An 18395-nucleotide genomic window follows, 5' to 3' on the forward strand; every position below is an offset into this window, starting at 1 on the left:
CGATATCCGGCTGGATACGGGGCGGCAGGCGCGCGCGGCTTCGGGCGATTTTTCTTTGCCGTCAGGCATGACACTCGACCAATACGAGCAGGAGATTATCAAAGCGGCGCTGAAGAAAGCGGACGGGAATAAGAGCCAGGCCGCGCGCTTACTGGGACTTACCCGCAATGCGCTGCGCTACCGGCTGGGGCAGATGGGGATGGAGCCGCCGACGAGTCAAGAATCCTAGGCCGCGACACCGCTCGCTTACGCGCGCGGCTCAGTAAATTCGTTCGTTCGGGGACATGGGTTCGGGGTCACAATCACGGGCTCCGGACTAACCCAGACCGAGGATGTCCCGTGTCGTGCCGGTTTGCCCCTGAATCTTACTCTGCAGGAGCATCAATGCGTGGATTAGTTGTTCGGGGCGCGGGGGACAGCCGGGAACATAGACATCGACGGGAATCGTTTGATTGACGGGCACCAGCGCATAGTTATTAAACACGCCGGTCGAGGTAGCGCACGCGCCCATGGAGATCACCCACTTCGGCTCCGGCATTTGCTCGTAAAGGTGCCGGATTACCTTCGACATCTTCACCGAAACGCGGCCGGCGACAATCATCAAATCCGATTGGCGCGGAGATCCGCGGAACACTTCAGCGCCGAAGCGCGAGATATCGAAGCGTGCGCCGCCCATCGACATCATTTCGATCGCGCAGCAGGCGAGTCCGAAGCTCATCGGCCACAGCGAGTTCTTGCGAGCCCAGTTAACGGCGTTGTCGAGAGTGGTGGTGATCAGGCCGGCTTGCGCGATGGCCTGATCGACGGTTTCGTTATCAATCCGCGAGAAAAGTTCGACGGGACCGGATGCCAACGGAGCTTGCATACAAGTAGTTTCGCAAATCGGGGCGATTAAACTGCAAGAAGGCCCTTGATGTCATCCGACGCCTCCGGGCGAGCCTTGGTAAGCGCCGCTGAGCGCTGCGGCATCGAGCCGCGATTCTGGACGATGTTCGGGCAGGAACAGCCCGCTTCGCCGGAGACTTTGAAGGCTATCCTGGGCGCCCTGGGAGTTCGTACCGGGTCCGAGCAGACGGTAGCGGACGACGTGCAAAGGCGCGAGCGTGAGGAGTGGGTTCATATCCTCACGCCGGCGATCGTGACCACGTATGCGAACGGTCAGCTTACGATTCCGGTGACGTTCCCCGAGGCGGAGTTAGGGACCGACGCGCGGTTTACAGTCACTTTGGAGTCGGGCGGCGTGCTGAAGGCGACGTTGCCGCTGGGTTCGGGCGTGGTCGAAGAACGGAAGACCTTCGAGGATTCGTGGGCGCGCGTTCGCGTGGCGTTGCCACTCGACGTGCCGCTGGGTTATCACCGGTTGGCAATCGACGCCGGCTGGCGTCATGCTGAGACCAACCTGATTGTGGCGCCCGCCTCCGCGTGGCAGCCGGACGAGTTAAAGCGGGGCGGTAAGATGTCCGGATTCGCGGTTGCGCTCTATGGGTTGCGCTCCGAGCGGAACTGGGGGTTTGGAGACTTTACGGACCTGCAACGGCTTTGTAAGTGGGCCGCGCGGAAACTGGGAGTTAGTTTCATTGCTTTAAATCCGCTGCATGCGATTCCAAACCGTCGTCCTTATAACACAAGTCCTTATCTGCCTACGAGCATCTTCTTTAAGAACTATCTGTATCTGGACGTTGAAGCTATCGATGAGTGGAAGCAATCGCGGCGCGCGCAGTGGTGTTTCCGCCGTCCGGCGGCGCAGTCTGAGTTGGAGGCGCTGCGCGATGCGGAAACGGTGGAGTATGAGCGTGTTGCCGCATTCAAGACGCGCTTTCTGAAACTACTGTTTGCGGAGTTTCTGCGCAGGCATTGGAGTAAGAATACGGCCCGCGCGCAGGAGTTCCGTCAGTTTCGCGAGAGCGCGGGCAATCTGCTGACGCGCTTCGGTCTTTATTGCGCGTTGAATGAGTATCTGCATGAACGCGATTTGAATCTGTGGGTCTGGACGGACTGGCCGGCGGAGTATCGCGATCCTGAGTCCGCGGCTACTAAGAAGTTCGCGGCTAAGCATTGGCGCTCCATTCTTTTCCATGAGTGGGCGGCATGGCAGACCGATCAGCAGTTGGCCGAAGCGCAACGCGCGGCAGTGGATGCCGGGCTAAGTATCGGGCTGTATCACGACCTAGCTTTGGCGACGGACCGGTTTGGCGCCGATATCTGGGCGCATCGCGATTTCTTTGCTCATGGCTGCCGCGTAGGCTCGCCGCCGGACGACTTCTCGCCGCAAGGTCAGGATTGGGGTTTCCCGCCGCCGAATACGCTGCGTCACCGGGCGGACGGTTATCGCATGTTTCGCGAATCGATCCGCCGCACCGCGCAGCACGGCGGGGCGTTGCGCATCGATCACGTGATGCGCTTCTTCCGGCTCTATTGGATCCCGGACGGCATGGACGCAACTAAGGGCGCCTATGTGCATGATCGCGCCGAAGACCTTGTACGAATACTGGCGCTGGAGAGTGCGCGCAGCCGCATTCTGATGGTGGGCGAAGACCTTGGAACTGTGGAACCTTACATCCGCGAGATGCTGGGGAGGTTCGGAATCCTAAGTTACCGGTTATTCTATTTCGAGCGCAATGGAGACGGCTCCTATCGCCGCGCCGATGAGTATCCGCGGCAGGCGCTCGTGTCGTCGTCGACTCACGACTTACCTACCTTGGCGGGGTTCTGGACGGGTTCGGATATCGAAGCGCGGAAGGCAGCGGGAGTGCTGGACGAGAAAGCTTACGACGAGCAGTGGACCGGCCGAAGGCGCGATAAGGAACGCATGCTGGAAGCGCTTCTCGACGCCGGTTTACTACCGCGCGGGTACACCGCGAAGGCGGACTTCGATGACACGCTAACGCACGCCATCCTGGGATTTCTGGCATCCACGCCTTCGATGATCATGCTCGTCAATCAAGAGGATCTAACTCGCGAGCCGCATCAGCAGAACCTTCCGGGCACGACGTCGCAGTATCCGAATTGGGGGCGCAAGATGCGGTTCACGGTGGAGCAGCTGGAGAGCGACCGGCAGGCGCGCGAGTGGACATCGCAGCTTTGCGAACAACTGCTCGAGAGCGGGCGCGCGGAAGCTACTACCGGGGCTGCGCGATCGTAATGTTGCGGTAGCGCATACCTCCGGTGTGATCGCCCTGAAGGTAGATGGGGCCGGGCTCGCCTTCATGACTATCGATAGCCCCGCCGGTGATGCCGGGGATCTCCTGGGCGTTAATGGTAGTCTGCCCATCGCGAACTACGGTAAGTTTGCGGCCGACTAAGGTGATGTCGAAGGTTTCCCACTGGCCCGGCTTCCAGGGGAGGGAAACACTGGGTGCGATGAATCCATAGAGTGCGCCCATCCCATGCAGGGCGTCGATTCCCTTTTCATAAGCTACCTGGATTTCATCGCGCCCCCGCAGGTAGATACCGCTGTTTCCCTCATCAGGACAGTTGAATTCGACGTGAAGCTTGAAGTCGTTAAACGTGCGCGTCGTTCTGATGTTCGCTCCTGGAGATACGTTCAGAAGGTCGCCGCCTTCAGCTTTCCAATGACTTTCAGGTACTTTGCCCGGCTCGGTGGTGAAGGGCTCCCACCCTGACATATCGGTCCCGTTGAAGAGCGGCTGGGGACTACCCCAACTTCGGACCGTGCGGTTTAGCGACGGCGCGCGTTTCCCTTCAAACGATGCGTTCACGCCGTCAGCTCTTGAGTAAGTGCCGGCTATCGCGCCATCCTTAACACGGAGGTCCCACTTCACCTGCATTGTCTTCCCGAACCACTCTTCGGTGCTGAACAGCAGACTGGCGCCACTTAGTTTCACATCCGTCGCGGGGTGCGCACTGGCGACACGGCCGACTACGCGTACCTTTGGAGCATCGGGCGCTCCGGTAACTTCCACCCAGGAGGGATATGTGTCGTGGCCGGCGTGGACGGTCAGGTCCCAGCGGCCGTTGAATGAACTTTGGCCTCCGGTTTGGGCCAGGGCCGCGGCGGCGAGTACGGGTATCAGAAGAATAAGTTTCATAGTTTGGTTGCAGTCTATCTCAGTGCTTGAGTGAAACTGTGGGGAAGTAGTCGCCGGCGGGCCGGCGCGTCCACCACTCGCCTTTCGTTCGGAGTATTTGCCGATCGCTGAAACGGTATTGATAGGCGAGTGCGCGGATGTACTTCGGCGGCTTGCCTCCGAACGGGTCGTGTTCAAGAAGCGCCAGTACGGGGGGCGATGCCTGCAGAAGGCGCAGGGCGAAATGCTGGAACCAGACGTTCTCCTGAAAGTTCCCGAGCGCCGCGAACCACATCTGCCAATCGAGCCGGGGTTGATAGGGTTCGGCTAAGACCGGCGCACGGTTCAGATTGCCGGGTTTGTAACGGAATGCATAGCTCTGCCAGTTAGTGCCGTCGTTCGAGCCTTGAACGTCGATCTCAATACGCTGCGTGGTCATGCTGGCGAATAAGCCGTAAGTATTCACGATTCCGAACGGCGCAATCCGATCCGCAAACGCGGGGGTTGGTAATCCGGCCATGGCAGTTAAACTAATGACGCTGAATCCGAAGATCAGAAGGATGAGCGCGCCGGAGACGTAGATATTGGAACGAACGGGCTTACTCGGCGGAAGCTTGCGAGGGAGACCAAGAGGAATGCAGAGCGCGATGGTGAGCAGGTTAAAGAATGTGTAACTCCCGGTGGCCATTATGAGGACTTGCAGCGCTATGATGGCGACGGCGGCAATCCGTTTCATGATGCGCGTGCCAAAAATCAGGAAAGGTACGGCTAACTCGACGACGAACACGACTGCGCAGGAAGCGTTCTGAAACCAGAGCGGCGCTTTGTCAGCGAACCAGGCGAGTATGGTTGGCAGCGGCTGCGTCCAGTAGTGGTAAGTCAAGGCGGTTAAGTTGCGCCAGGTCGGGTCGTGGCTCGTCAACTTGACGACTCCCGATTCGAACATCAGCCGGAAGAGTAGCCATTGCAAAAGGAGGACGCGAAGCGGATCCGGCGTCAGGAAGATAGCGAGGAAGCCCGCTTCGAGCAACAGGTAATCCCACTGGTAACCCATGAACACCTGTCCCGCGCCGACTAATGACAGATAGCCGAACCATAGGAGAGCAAACGCGATCCGCTGAAGTGCTCCGTGCGCCGGTAAGAGAGCTGCTGCGACTGCTATAGCCGCGCCAATCCAAGGGATTGCGACGAGCGCGAAGTCGGAATGCCACCACCAGAACAGCGTCGGAACCGACCAGAAGGCGCCGCTGCCGACCTGCTGCCATACCGCTCCGAGAAACGGCTCGAGCGGCAGGATGCCCTGCGAGCCGATCAGCCCCTGCGCTTGCACGGCGAAGGAGACGAAGGCGATCAGATAAATAATCGCCAGCGCTCTAGAGAAGAGTTTCACGCCGGCCTAGTTGATCTGGACCGTTCCGGCGAGAGTCAGGTCCGCGGCGCTGGAAGAGTTGCCAACGAAGAACGTGTAACTACCAGGAGCTACCTGCCAGTTGCTAGCGGCAGGATTCCACCAGGACAATGGATGCGACGAATCATTCTCATCGATTTCGATGGTAACCTGCTGCTGGACGCCGGCGTCTAGAAACACCTTATGCCAGCCAACTAAGCGCAGTGGCGGCTCGCCCATACCGGCAGGCATCTGCAGGTAGACTTGCGCTACTTCCGCGCCTGCGGCCGAACCTGTATTGGCTAGATTGAAGCTTATCTGGATATTCGGATTCGTTGCGGTCAGGTTATTTATCAAGCTGATGTTCGAGAAAGCGAACGTCGTATAGGAAAGTCCGAAGCCGAAAGGGAACAACGGAGTTATATTCTGGCTCTGGTACCACTTATAGCCGACATACAAGCCTTCCGAGTAATTTACGGGGAACGGCGTGGTTCCGTCCGGTGGCGTCGCGATCACCGGATGCGGCAGGTCGTTCACACTCGCCGGGAAGGTGATGGGAAGCTTGCCGGATGGATTTACCGCCCCAAACAACAGGTTGGCGATAGCCGGTCCTCCATTCTGGCCAGGGAACCAGACTTCCAGCACGGCGCTCACGCTACTCAACCACGGCATTACCTGCGCTCCCGCGTTCTCCATAACTACGATCGTGTGAGGATTGGCCGCGGCTACAGCAGAGACAAGCGTATCCTGACCATCGAAGTCGAGATCGGTCCGGTCCATTCCCTCACTCGACCACTCACTAACGAATACGATGGCTACCTGGGACGAAGCCGCCAGCGCGGCTGCCGAAGTAGAGTCCGTCCCCGGATCGAATTGAACCAATGCGCCCGGCGCCATCGCTTGAATGGCATCCATGGGAGATGACGGGTCCCAGATAACCGGCGCCCAGCAGGGCGGACAAGGGTCGGGCTGCTGTAGAACCGGGCCGCCCGTGGGAGTTACCTGCGCCGAACCGCCGCCCGAGAGTACCCCGATATCGGCGTTCGATCCAATAACAGCGATCGACTTAATCGTAGAAGCATTCAGCGGCAGTTGCCCATTATTGTTCTGGAGTAGAACAGCGCCCTGTTCTTCCATCTCCTGCGCGATCGCCCGATCCGCCGCAGTATTGACAGGTGACGTGGTGGGCTCCTCGAAAGCGCCTACTTCAAAGAGAGCTCGAAGGATACGATGAACCATCTCATCCAGGGTGGACTGCGGTACTTGATTACTCTGGATCGCCGCGCCGAGATCTCCAAAGTACGTGCTATCCGGCTGTTCCTGATCGAGACCGGCGGCTACGGTGCTATGAGTCGCGTCCCAATCCGACATTACAAAGCCGGGAAAGCCCCAGTCGCCTTTGAGCGCGGTCGTCAATAGATCGGGATTTTCGCATGAATAGATGCCATTCACCAGGTTATAGGCGCACATCACAGACTGTACATCGGAGTCTTTGATGCCGATCTCGAATGCCAGCAGATCGCTCTCGCGCATCGATCGCTCGTCGATTTCGGCGTTCGCGGTCGTCCGTCCGGTTTCCTGGTCATTGAGGGCGAAGTGCTTGATGCCGCCGACCACATGTTGATCCTGGATGGCGCGTATGTGAGCCGCGGCAATCTTCCCGGCAAGGATCGGATCTTCGCCCTTCGTCTCAAAGGCGCGGCCATCGCGGGGCTCGCGTCCGATTAGGTTGATGTTACCGCCTAAGTTGATGTTCATCCCGTAGTTCTGTAGCTCGACGCCGATGACGCTTCCATACTTATAGGCCTCATCCAGGTCCCAACTGGCCGCGCTGGCGATTGACGATGGAAGCGCGGTAGCTGGACCTACGCTGTTACCCACACCTACGCTGCCGTCGGCAAGGTAAAGGTCGGGAATTCCAAGGCTGGGTATGCCCGGCACCCAACCGGCTCCTCCATGGGGGGCGGGCGCGCCGACTCCACTGATGCCGCCGTGGACCATCTGTAACTTCTCATCCTGAGTCATCTGGGAAAGGATCGCGTCGGCCGCCGAGTCAGAGCCGGTCGCCTGAATCGCAATCGTAACCGCATTGGAGAGAGCGCCATTCATCGATATGACGACCGGAACCGCGCTGCCGACAGGGGCACTGCCCGGAACACGCGCGTTGATCTGGTAGACACCGACGAATCCGGGAGCTAGTCCCGAGAAGACCACATGCGCGGGGATTCCACCTATCGTCACGTCGGGTAGCGTGGTCGTGACGGCGAGAGGGTTAGAAGGCGCGGGCGATCCGGTTGCCGGTTGATTGGTTACGGGACCCAGGCCGGTGCAATAAATCACGATCGTCGTGATACCAGGTATTGCTGGGTCGGCTGTGTCGACAATGTCATAGATCGTGTCCTGGATAGCCCCCTGGCCAGTACCCTGTGAATTGATACTGAAAATACCAGGCGCGAACGCGGCCAAGCTTAGCATTTGCGGTGAACCAGTTTGCCCGCTCGATATCGGTATCAATGATGTTTGCGTTTGCCCGGTAAGCTCCCAGGGTATTTGTATGTTGGTCTGCGTGTTCGAAGCAAAGAAGAGGGGGGCGTAGTATCCGCCGGTAAATTGCAGCGATAGTTGAGAAAGGATGGTCGGGAGCGGTAAGACCGAGGCCGCGGATGGCGAGTTTACCTCGAAGGTACCGAAGACTGAAGCCAGGCTCCCTGGGGCGACCGGTGCCGTGTAACTAGCCGCGTTTACGACGCCTCCAGGGCTGATGGAGGGCTGGGCCTTGGCCGCCAACGCAGCCGCAAGTAGGCAGATTGTTAGCCGCATGCAAATTGAGTATATCTGCTGCGGATGGTGTCGACTAAGCTAAGGGGTTACATTAGAGCCCGGACCTGGTCCGCCGCGCGCTGGGCTTCCAAAATTGAAGCCCGGTGATCCATGATTCCGCTTAAATCGGAATTGGCAAACGCGACTTGTCCGACGGGATTGCTGCGCAGCACTTCTCCCGGCGCCGGTTTGCCAATAGTGCCAAAAAAGAAGCCGGGCTGCGCGCTAAGATACGCGTGACCCCAGCGATTCAAAATGACAGCGGCAAGATCCCGCCCCGCATCGAAACCCAGCGGACGAAACATCGTTTCCAGTTGACTAACCAGCCGGCGCTCATATTCGCGGTAAGTCGTCGAGAGCAGTTCGCTGCGGCCGCGGCTATTCTGTTCGGCTAACGGCATTCCGGGATAAGAGAACAGAATCTTGAGAGTCAGCATTACGGGTGAATCCGGGGAGATGACCGGCGAAACATCGCCGATGGTGGCGAGTTTGCGCAACGCGAAGTAGTTTCCGATACCTTCGAACCACTGGCATTCCGTAATACCCGCCCGGTAAAGAAAGCGCCAGTTACTGAGCGCGATGTTAGCCACCAGACAAGGCGAACGATGAAACTGCGCATAAGCTTCCTGGTGAGTCGCCGGGAGGTCGGCGATGATATGACGCGTGGTCCAGCTTCCTCCGGCCATGATTGCCGCCTGAGCGCGCACGCGGTAGTAACGGCCGCCATTAAGGTAGATAATCTCGACGCGGCCATTACGGTTAGCGATCGACACAACGGTAGAGTTCAGACGGACGCGCGCTGGATCCTGCGGGCGATCGAGCGCGCCGAAGTTAACGCGGGCGCGGCAGATATCCCGCATTGTGACTTCACCCGGAAGCGATGCGGGCAGCAGCGCTTTCAGGATGTGGCGAGCCACACCCGCGTTTCCACCCGGGAACATCTGCGCGCCGTTCGATTCGTCCCAGGGAAGCAACACATCGGCCGCATACTCACCGTAGGCCGAGAGCGCGTCGGCTCCGATTCCCGCGCCGCCGCCTGCGACGGGCGACAGGAACGTCCGCACGGTATCGCGGCTGATGCCATAGGTTTCCATCAGGAATTGCTCAAGCGTAATGCTATCCATGTAGCGCGACCGGGCGTCGCCGTGCTCTTTGGGTAAGGCGGGCTCCCCGCCCGCATGCACGCGTAGTAACTCCGCAACCTGCACTTGTGTAAGTGGAGCGCCCGAGAGTTTCTTCCCCCAGGGATCGTTCAGCAGGAGGCCTTTCGGTCGCTGAAACTTCGGTCCAAAGAAGAACGCCGAATTGCGGCTGCCGTCGAAGTAAGGGGTTACGGCAAGGGGCAACGCCGGTTCCCGTCCGCTCCAAGATTGGTAATCGAAGCCATGCGGGTCGATTCCGATCGACCGGTAGAACCTATCGAGAAAGGTACCCGCGAAGGGCGGAAAGAACATGGCGGAAGCCTGATTCGCAATCACCCGGCGCCCGCTCACAATCACCTCATTGCGCTTAGCGAGGCCCCCGAAGATAGGATGATCGTCGATCACAAGGCATGTGCGCTTACCCGTGCCTTTAGATGATGAATCGCGAACAAAGAACAGCGCCGCCGCCAGACCGCTGATTCCGCCGCCTACAACGACGCAGTCAAAGCTTTCGTCCGTATCGATAATCTCCGGGGACGCAGGATTTACCGGGTGATCGCGAATGGTATGTCCGTCAGTAAGAACCGCCCAGGTGTTTCCGTTGGCTTTGCTATAGTCGCCGACGCCTGAGTAACCGTCGAATGCCGCGCCCCGGAGTTGCTCGCCTGGAGAAGCGGCGCGCAGAAGAGCGGCTCCCGCGCCGACGAGGGTGGCATTCAGATAATCGCGCCGCGTGATCCGCACCGAAACAGGATACTCCTGTTCGTGTTAGTTTCTTGAGAGAGTGTCCTTAGTGCGATGCATAAGTTACCGGTTCCGGTTCAGCGGATGGCGCCGGCAGTCCGGGTGTGGGTCCGGTGATCAGGCGCGCACTACGGTTATGGGTGAAGTAGTTAAACGCCCACTCCATCAGCACGACCATGCGGTTCTCGAAACCCACTAAGTACAAGATGTGAACGAACAGCCAAATGAACCACGCCAGCGCGCCGTGGAAATCGAAGCGTCCGATTTGAGCTACCGCGGCCAACCTTCCGATTACCGCCAGGTTGCCCTTATCCCAGTAATGGAATGGCTTCACCGGTTCGTTTTTGAGGCGCTTGACAATGGTCTTCGCGGCATAGGTTCCTTGTTGGATCGCGACTTGCGCGACACCGGGAAGCGGCTTGCCGCCCTGGTGCGTAAAGGACGCGAGGTCACCCACGATGAAGATCTCCGGATGCCCTTTGATCGAGCAATCCGGCTCGACCACCACGCTTCCGTTTTTTGCAACTTGTGCGCCCGTTTGATCGGCGACGATCTTTCCAAGACCGGAAGCGCGCACGCCCGCGGCCCACAAGACGGTTTTCGCCGCGATCTTTTCCTCGCGATCTTTGAACTTCACGGTGACGCCGTCGTCGGTGATCTGGGTAACCTGTCCGGACGCAACCGTCTTAACGCCTTTGCGCTGCAGTACAGTTTCGGCGGCCTTCGACAGGTCCTCCGGGAAGGTCTCGAGGATGCGGCCTTTTCCTTCCACCAGGATGATGGCGGCGTCGCGCGGATCGATGCTACGGAAATCGTGGCGCAGCGTATCGTTGGCAATCTCGGCCAGCGCTCCGGATAACTCCACCCCGGTCGGTCCGCCGCCGACGAGCACAAACGTCAGCCAGGCGCGTCTCGTCGGTACATCCGTTTCACGTTCCGCGGCTTCAAACGCAAACAGGATCCTCTTGCGGATTTCGGTCGCATCTTCGATGGACTTCAGGCCGGGCGCGTTCTTCTTCCAATCGTCATGCCCGAAGTAGAAATCGACCGTGCCCGCCGCGACGATCAGCGAATCGTAGCCGACGCGCTCGCCGTCCGCCAGAATCACTTCCCGGGCGTTCGCGTCAAGGCCGCACATTTCGCCGAGCAGCACGCGCGTGTTCTTCTGCGCATGCAGGATGTTGCGGATCGGAGAGGCAATTTCGCCGGGCGAGAGAGCCCCGGTGGCGACTTGATAAAGCAGCGGTTGAAACAGGTGGAAGTTGCGCCGGTCAATGACCGTGACTTCGACGGGCGCTTTCCTTAGCGCCAGCGCGGCGTTCAAACCGCCAAAACCCCCGCCCACAATAACGACACGGTGCATACTTTTTAGATTCCGCCGCTTTCCGAAAGCTTCGCCGGTTTACGACACCGGTGCCGGTAGTCGAAAAACACTGCTTGCTGACGCGTGCAGCCCCTGTAGTCACAGCATGTTACAGAGCTGCGACGGTAACGGAGCGGTTGCTTCCACAATCTGTTACAGCACTTTCTCGACCGCGCCGCGAATCTTATCGGGCGTCGTGAACCCTTCGAAGCGGTCCACGATGCGGCCGCTGCGATCGAAGACCAATGTAACCGGGAGTTCTCCGATCTTAAAGGCTTCTTTCGCGGCATCGCCCGCCAGACCGACCGTGTAATTCATCGGGTGTTTATCGAGGAAGGGTTTCACGGCATCCGCGCCGTCTTCGTCCAGTGAGATCCCGACCACTTCGAGGCCGCGCGTTCCGAGGCTCGCCTGCAGCTTGTTGAACTCCGGGATTTCCTGGCGGCACGGCACGCACCACGTAGCCCAGAAATTCGCCACGACGACTTTGCCGTCAAGCTTGGCGGGATCGAGCGCCGCGCCAGTAAGAGTCCTGGCGCCAGGAAATGCCGGGGCTGCCTGGGTGGTCACGGGGGCGGCAGGCTGGACGGCGGGCGCGGAGGGAGTATTCAGGAACGCGATGTACTCTTGTGCATCGCGCGTCAAGCCCGGAAACGTGGCCACGACCTGAGGTTCGCTGCCCGCCGCACCCGGGTCGTAGATCACGTAGTAGGGAATCGCAATCGTCTTAAACTTCGCCTCTTCCAGGCGCTGATTCGCCTGAGAAATCGGATCGTCCGCATCTGTATAGAGATCGACGAGTACCATATCGTGCAGCAGCGACGCGATTTCCGGCTTGGTAAACATGTTCTGCTTCATCCAGTGGCAGTTGGTGCAGGCGTACCCGGTGAAGTTGACGAGCACGCGTTGGTGCGCGGCGCGCGCTTTCTGGATGGCCCCGTCGAAATCATTCTTCAGCCACGCGAGCTGCGTGCCGCTGCCGCTTCCGAAGCCCGATCCGGCAGCCGGTGGCGGAACGAACCCTTCGAGTTCTCCCAAAGTGCCGCCGAACATGCCGGGGACGAGCGAGATCGCGAAGATGACCAGTGCCATGCCGGAGAGCAGGCGTCCGATGCCGACCGTTTCATCCCGCTTCACGCCTTCGAGCTGGAGGAACCCGAGGAGATAAAGTCCGGCCATCGAGAACAGGACCACCCACGCAGCCAGGAAACGGTCGCGCGTGATCACGTTCCATTGCAGGACCTGGTCGATCGCGGCAAGGTACTTCAGAGCCGCGGCGAGGATGACGAACCCCATCACGACCTTCACGCGCGCCAGCCAGCCGCCGCTGCGCGGGAGCTTTTTCAGATAGCTCGGAAACAGCGCTAACCCGAAGAAAGGTAACGCGAGGCCGGCAGCGAACGAGGCCATGCCGACCAGCGGTCTCCACAACCCACCGGTGACGCTGGCCGCCAGCAAAGGACCGACGAAGGGTCCCACGCATGCGAACGAAGCGAGCGAAAACGTTAGGCCCATCAGGAGCGTGCCGGCGGTTCCGCCGTTGCGCGATGCGCTGTCCATGCGGTTCAGGATTCCGGAGGGGATGGTGATCTCGAAAGCCCCCAGCAGGCTTAGGCCGAAGATCACGAAAACGAGGACAATCAGGCCGTTCACCCAAGCATTCGACCCGAGCTGCACCACGCCGAACGGACCCAGGAGCGCGGTAACGGCGACACCCATCGCGGAAAACAGAACGATGATCCCGAGGCAAAACAGGGTGGCTTGTTTCAGCGCTTCACCGCGCGCAGGGACGCCGTCTTTTTGCTGGTTCAGGAAGAACGAGACGGTGATGGGGATCATCGGGAACACGCACGGAGTGAAGATCGCGGCCAGGCCGAACCCGAATGCGGTGAGCAGGAAGAGCAAGCCGCCGCCCTGATTTGCCGAGCTCTGATTGGGTGTCGCTGGCGGGTGTGCGGCCACGCGGACGTAATCCGCGGGGATCACGATTGCGCTCTCGGCGCTGCTGGACGCTTCCACGGTCCGCGTCACAGGCGGGATGCACGAAGTGCCGCTGCACACCTGATAGCGCGGCAGCAGGGCGATTTGTGCCGGATGTGGGGAACCCATCCTCACGTAGAAGGTTGCCGACTCGGTATACGTCTCGGTGTTGCGTCCAAAGGCTTCATCGAACTCGACTTTCGGCGGCTGCTGGAAAATGGCTTCGGCCGTTCCATCACGCACCGCGATGCGGGTGGGAACAGGTCCCGGCTGAGGGGTGGTTAGCGAGTAGAGATGCCAGCCGGGGTCGATCGCGGCCGTGAGTTTGACAACGGAATCGCCGGCGCGGGCGGCGGCGGACCAGTGGACGTGATCCGTCGCGGCCATCAGCGGCAGGGCCGCGACTATCAGAGGAAGGCCGAAAACAAATCGCATTTACACTACTGATCTTACAGAGTTGGACGCGGTTGCATCCGAATTGTGACGGGGCCGAACGCGTCACGGCTGGAACTGAAGCGGCGTCACCGGTGTGCCGTCACTCCAATTGCCCATATTCAGTTGATCGAAATCCCCATGGCCAAGGCCGAACGAGCAATCCGTCCCCGTCAATGCGCAGTTGAACAACCCAACGCTCAACTTCCACGTGACGTTATAATCGCGATCGTCCACTCCTGTATCGTCATCATTCAAGCCGTTCGTATCCGGGTACCAATGATTTCCGATCTGATTCGGAACGCCGTGGCTATCGGTGACGACCTCAAGGAAGTCACGGTTCAAACTCGGGATCACTGGAGTTATTGAATTCCAAATTGCCGTATCATTCGTGATCGCGTTCGGGTCCTGATCCGCATCGACGATCACGACGTCTATACCTGGGCTGATGTGAGAGAAGTCAGTCGAAAGGCCCGTTTTGGCAGGTTCGGGTTCAAAGGCCGCGATTGCTCTTGGAACGGGGACGCCGCTTACCGGAGATAAGGTTAACTCCTGTGCGACCGCCAAAGCTTCGTAAGCTCCCATCGAGTGCCCGGTGAAGACGGTTTGTACTCCTCGAGTATCGATTAAGGGCGAGACTAAGCCCGGAGATCCGGATTGCAAAAGAACCAATGCGGATTGCAGCGAGGAAATAATATTTGGCGCAAACTGCGACGGAACTGCTTCATAGTCATAGATCGGGAAAACTACGGTGTACCCGTTCCGTACGATGTGGCTGATCCATTGGATGTAGTTCTCGGGACTATCGCCTTTTGGGTACCCTTCATCCGGCAGCAAGTAGCCGTGGAGGAACAAGGCCACCGGCAAGGTTGCAGGAGCCCCCGTAGGTTCGAAGAGGTAATAAGAGAGAGCCGGGGTTGGGTGTAACGGATCCACGTGATAAGGACCCGACTGAGTATACGAAAAGTATGCATAGGTAGCGCCGCCGGGACCGGTTAGCGGTTGGGCGGGCGGAGTAACTCTCTGTGCATCCACCAACACAGGGCACAAAAACAAAGATAGCTGTCCAGTGAACAAAAGCCGTTTGCGCCGGGTTGTGAACGATCTTTTACAGGCACGCTCGTTACTCAATGAAATTTCTCCTTTAGGAGTTGTGTTGAACTCTATCGATCGATCGCTAGTCGGGGCCACCCGGACACACGCAGAGAAACTACCCCATTCATTTAAGAACGAGTTCAGTCGCCTCCGCGTTAGCGGCTGTGGGTTAACTCTTGTAAACTTTCCCGCGACTTAGCCGCCAGTATCGAAGAAATAAATCCGGGGGATAATTTACTCGAATGAGCGACGCCCAGGCAGCGTTCGAAACGTGGGCGGTGATGATGTCACCCTCGTAGCCGAGCCCCGCCCGTTTATTCCTCTCGAAGAGCCTCCAGCGGCTCCAGCTTCGAGGCGGGAACATTCCGATAGGCCTCATAGGTTTCGTAACCCACGCCGCTCAATTGCACGCCGATTTTCGACAGTTCGTCGTGTACCACGATCAGTCGATCCGCACGCGGATATGGCAGCGGACGCAGGAATACCGCGTCGGCGTCGGCGACAATGGCGGCCGTCGGTGGAACGTCGCAGCTAACGGTGCCTTGGTGCCGCTCAACGATGTAGAGATCGTCCCGCAGTAAAGTTCGCGATATTGAGTCCGTCAGTACTAGGTTCGATAGGTCGTGTTCGGGAGCCCGAACCGTGTTAGTCGTCTTCCTCACTGTAAAAGTTTGTAAACGTCGCCGCAGTACTTCCTTATCCGTACTACTTTATCTATACAATCGGCTATGGTTCAGGCTACACTTTCTAAGCACCTCGCCATGACAACTTCATCCGCCCTTCTACGAATTCTGGCTCTGCCGGCGTTGGCAACACTCCATTCATACGCGCAGACACCCACGCCGCCCGGTCAGCCGTCCACCGGACCCGGCGGCAGCACATACCTCTACCGGTCCGTGACCGAGTATGGACCCTACTACTCGACGTCCAGCAAAGCGGGGGATTCGGAGTTCATCATCTACCAACCGAAGGCTTCGACGCTTCCCACCTCGCTTCCGGTAGCGCTGTTTCTGCACGGGTACCTGTTGCAAATTGAGGGGTACCCAACGGGGGACAGCCCGAACAACTATATCTACTGGATTCAGCACCTGGTGCAACAAGGCTACACCGTCGTCTACCCCTATTACGATTACGGGCTAGAGGCGAGCGAATTTACTGACAGCATTCTCCGTTCGTGGGGAACGGCACTGGAGCTGTTAGAAGCCAAGACCGGCGGTATGATTCCGCCGTCGGAAGATGCGCTAGGCATCCAAACCGTGTTCACGGGGCATTCGATGGGCGCTTATCAATGCTTTGCCACCGCGCAGCAACTTACTGTGACTCCGGTCAAAGGCATACCGCTTCCGCGAGCGATTGCCGGAATGACGCCAGGCATCGGAAACGGCAGTACTCTACCAACGAACTTCTCGCAGATTAGTCCTTCGATTCGCGTGGTTCTTGTGGATGGCGACGAAGATACCGTGGATATACCGACCGCGCAGGCTATCTGGAGTTCGATTGAGAACGTGATTCCAAGCAATAACCGCGATTTTCTTGAGGTAATTTCGGATTCCCACGGATCGCCCGCGCAGCTCGGCAATCACTGGTTCCCGGACACAAATGGCCTAGAGGATGACGATTCGGGCGTCGACGATCGCGATTACAACGTTACGTGGAAATTAAGTGTGGGTATCTTCAATTGCGTGCTCTATGGAACGGACTGTTCTTATGGCTTGGGTCATGGATCGACCGAGCAGGTCTATATGGGACTGTGGAGCGACGGTACGCCTGTTACTCCGCTAAGTCTTCAGGACGGACAATAAGTTCGGGCAGCTAACCGTAAGGGACGCGTTCGCCGGTCCGGATCAGAATTCTCTCATACTCGCCGCTTCCGCTGGACGGAGCCGCGGCGGGAACCGCGTTGACTTGCAAGATCAGGCAAGTAATGTCGTCATGCTGCGGCGCCGCGCCGACAAACGAATCAGCGGAGGTCATCAGATTGCCGAGTACTTCAGCAGCCGGTCGATTCGAATGCCGGTTGAGAATATCGAGCATCCGCAGCTCGCCGTACTGTTCTTCCTTACGATCTTCGGCCTCGACAAGTCCGTCGGTGAAGATCAGCAATAAGTCGCCCGTACCAAGAGTAACGGTTTCGGATTGATAGCGGGCGCCGCGCATAAGACCTAAAGGCAGTCCCCCGGTTTCCAGGCGATCGATTCTACCGGACGCGCGCCGAAGAATGGGCCAGTTATGGCCGGCATTCACAAAGGTAAGCTGACGCGTTAGCGGATGGAACTCGGCCAGGAACGCCGTAGTGAAGCGCTGTCCTCCTACGTTTTGTTCGCAGCAGTATTGGTTGAGCCGTTCGATCAGTTCGAGAGGCGAGGCGCACACCGCGGCTAATGTATGGAGACTTGCCTGTAGAGTAGCCATCAGTAGGGCCGCGGGAACGCTCTTGCCGGCAACGTCGGCAACCACGAGCAGCAGGGGAGGACAATCGAGCGACGTCGGCCGCAGGAATGCGTCGTAGTAATCGCCGGCTACCGTGTTCGCCGGACGCGTCGCGAACGCCACGTCAATACCGGCTACCTGCGGCGGCGCGGAGGGCATGAGCCACGTCTGAATCTCCTTGGCGATTTCCAAATCGCGCTTCATCGTGACGCGGTCGGCCAGTTCCAGGGCGAGCAGCACCAGAAAAGCAAGCGCTCCGAAGAATGCCAGGTTCGGCAGCCCAAGGCTCGTGTCGCCCCGGCGGAACTCAAAGCCGGGAAACACGAGCATCACCAGCGCAGCCACGAACAGGACGCGCCGGGCGGGCGACAGTTTCAAAACCATCGCCCAGAAGAGCCCCTTGACCACGCGTTTGAACCGCTGATTGCTGCTTTCCTTCTCGCCGCGACGCCACTCCACTTCCTGCGAATAGAGACGATAGCTGGCGCGGGCTTCGGCATTGAACTGCGACCAGAGCTGGTGCATGGCAATCCCGTCGCTAATGCGGCGCCAAAACCCCCGCGTGCGCTTGAACATGTACTTCAGTTTGTCATCCGTGCTCAGACTGCAAGACTTGCATCACGCATCATGATGCGCTATGCTCTAAACGTGAGAACCACTCTCGATATCGAGGACGAAATCCTGCTCACCGTCAAGCAGATCGCGCATCAAAGGAAAACCAGCGCCGGCAGCGTCGTCTCCAGTCTTTTGCGGGAGTCCCTCCAACCGAAGTCCTTCGCGATCGAGTACCGCGACGGCGTTCCCATGCTCCCTCGGCGGTCGAACGCTCCCATCGTAACCAGCGAACTCGTCAATCGCCTTCTGAATGAAGACGAATAGGGCGAAACCGGGACTGCTCGATAGCAACGTCCTTGTCGCTCTCATAGATCCCGCTCACCAGTTTCACATCTCCGCGCACAATTGGTTTCGTGCCC

14 protein-coding genes are annotated in these 18395 nt (G+C 58.8%); 4 read left to right on the top strand and 10 right to left on the bottom strand.

What is annotated here, in order from left to right; genetic code table 11:
- On the top strand, nt 1-229 hold a 229-nt coding region (locus H1Y01_RS14555), incomplete at its 5' end, for a helix-turn-helix domain-containing protein (RefSeq protein ID WP_180541238.1).
- 87 nt (nt 230-316) lie between these two features.
- Here H1Y01_RS14555 and H1Y01_RS14560 read toward each other — a convergent pair.
- Complete coding sequence (locus H1Y01_RS14560; protein ID WP_180541239.1) at nt 317-865, bottom strand: NADH-quinone oxidoreductase subunit B; 549 nt, start codon at nt 863-865, stop codon at nt 317-319.
- A 48-nt stretch (nt 866-913) separates the two neighbouring features.
- Here H1Y01_RS14560 and malQ point away from each other — a divergent pair, with 48 nt between their 5' ends.
- On the top strand, nt 914-3142 hold the full coding sequence (gene malQ, locus H1Y01_RS14565; RefSeq protein WP_180541240.1) for a 4-alpha-glucanotransferase: 2229 nt from the start codon (nt 914-916) through the stop codon (nt 3140-3142).
- Here the strand turns inward: malQ and H1Y01_RS14570 are convergent.
- The 8 genes from H1Y01_RS14570 to H1Y01_RS14605 form a co-directional block, all read right to left on the bottom strand.
- Nucleotides 3120-4049 carry a 3-keto-disaccharide hydrolase gene (locus tag H1Y01_RS14570; RefSeq protein ID WP_180541241.1) on the bottom strand — a complete coding sequence of 310 codons (930 nt, stop codon included), beginning with the start codon at nt 4047-4049 and terminating at the stop codon, nt 3120-3122. The genes malQ and H1Y01_RS14570 overlap by 23 nt on opposite strands.
- Before the next feature lie 19 nt (nt 4050-4068).
- Nucleotides 4069-5418: a lipase maturation factor family protein gene (locus H1Y01_RS14575; protein WP_180541242.1), complete on the bottom strand. Its 1350-nt coding sequence runs from the start codon at nt 5416-5418 to the stop codon at nt 4069-4071.
- A 6-nt stretch (nt 5419-5424) separates the two neighbouring features.
- The gene (locus H1Y01_RS14580) at nt 5425-8235 is read right to left on the bottom strand and encodes a glycoside hydrolase family 3 C-terminal domain-containing protein (protein ID WP_180541243.1); all 2811 of its coding nucleotides are present in this window, start codon (nt 8233-8235) and stop codon (nt 5425-5427) included.
- Between the two features lie 47 nt (nt 8236-8282).
- Entirely contained in the window at nt 8283-10121 is a 1839-nt protein-coding gene (locus H1Y01_RS14585) for an NAD(P)/FAD-dependent oxidoreductase (RefSeq protein WP_180541244.1), read from the bottom strand.
- A gap of 46 nt (nt 10122-10167) precedes the next feature.
- Nucleotides 10168-11484: an NAD(P)/FAD-dependent oxidoreductase gene (locus H1Y01_RS14590; RefSeq protein WP_180541245.1), complete on the bottom strand. Its 1317-nt coding sequence runs from the start codon at nt 11482-11484 to the stop codon at nt 10168-10170.
- Nucleotides 11485-11637: 153 nt separating this feature from the next.
- Entirely contained in the window at nt 11638-13899 is a 2262-nt protein-coding gene (locus H1Y01_RS14595; protein WP_180541246.1) for a cytochrome c biogenesis protein CcdA, read from the bottom strand.
- A gap of 63 nt (nt 13900-13962) precedes the next feature.
- The gene (locus H1Y01_RS14600) at nt 13963-14757 is read right to left on the bottom strand and encodes a hypothetical protein (protein ID WP_219341560.1); all 795 of its coding nucleotides are present in this window, start codon (nt 14755-14757) and stop codon (nt 13963-13965) included.
- Between the two features lie 548 nt (nt 14758-15305).
- Complete coding sequence (locus tag H1Y01_RS14605; protein ID WP_180541248.1) at nt 15306-15653, bottom strand: hypothetical protein; 348 nt, start codon at nt 15651-15653, stop codon at nt 15306-15308.
- Nucleotides 15654-15752: 99 nt separating this feature from the next.
- On the opposite strand from H1Y01_RS14605, the gene H1Y01_RS14610 reads away from it, so the two are divergent.
- A complete protein-coding gene (locus tag H1Y01_RS14610) occupies nt 15753-16793 on the top strand; it encodes a hypothetical protein (RefSeq protein WP_180541249.1) in 1041 nt (346 codons plus the stop codon).
- A gap of 10 nt (nt 16794-16803) precedes the next feature.
- Here H1Y01_RS14610 and H1Y01_RS14615 read toward each other — a convergent pair whose 3' ends face one another.
- Nucleotides 16804-17997 (bottom strand): PP2C family protein-serine/threonine phosphatase, encoded by a 1194-nt coding sequence (locus tag H1Y01_RS14615; protein WP_180541250.1) that lies wholly within the window; start codon nt 17995-17997, stop codon nt 16804-16806.
- Between the two features lie 72 nt (nt 17998-18069).
- Between H1Y01_RS14615 and H1Y01_RS14620 the strand changes: the two genes are divergently transcribed.
- Nucleotides 18070-18300, top strand: coding sequence for a CopG family transcriptional regulator (locus H1Y01_RS14620; protein ID WP_180541251.1), 231 nt, complete (start codon nt 18070-18072; stop codon nt 18298-18300).
- Nucleotides 18301-18395: the final 95 nt, after the last annotated feature.

Origin of the sequence: Nevskia soli, from assembly GCF_903970205.1 — a bacterium.
In the GTDB taxonomy this organism is placed as follows: Bacteria; Acidobacteriota; Terriglobia; order Bryobacterales; family Bryobacteraceae; genus Bog-113.